General features: G+C 66.1%; 1 protein-coding gene. It reads right to left on the bottom strand.

Annotated elements, in window-relative coordinates:
* A partial coding sequence (locus AC0IYH_RS30350; protein ID WP_471837851.1) for a glycerophosphodiester phosphodiesterase family protein occupies positions 1-327 on the bottom strand: 327 nt, incomplete at both ends.

A 327-nucleotide genomic window follows, 5' to 3' on the forward strand; every position in this document is an offset into this window, starting at 1 on the left:
GGTCGAATGCTTCAGCTCGGGTACCAGCCCGATCACCCTTCCGCGCGCTGCCGCCTCCGCCGCGACGAAGTCGATCACCTCGTCCAGCGTGACGACCTGAAACTGCCCGTCATAGCTTCGGCTTTCGGTGCGGATCGTCCCCAGCCGCTCGACCGCGCGCAGCGTCTTCAACTCGGCGAGCGTGAAATCCTCGGTGAACCAGCCCTCCTGCCGCTCGCCATCGATCGTCTTCACCGTCTTGCGTGCGGCGAACTCCGGGTGCGACGCCACGTCGGTGGTGCCGACGATGTTGTTCTCATGCCGGGCGACCAGCACGCCGTCCTTGGT

The organism is Pseudomonas sp. AC463, assembly GCF_979253585.1.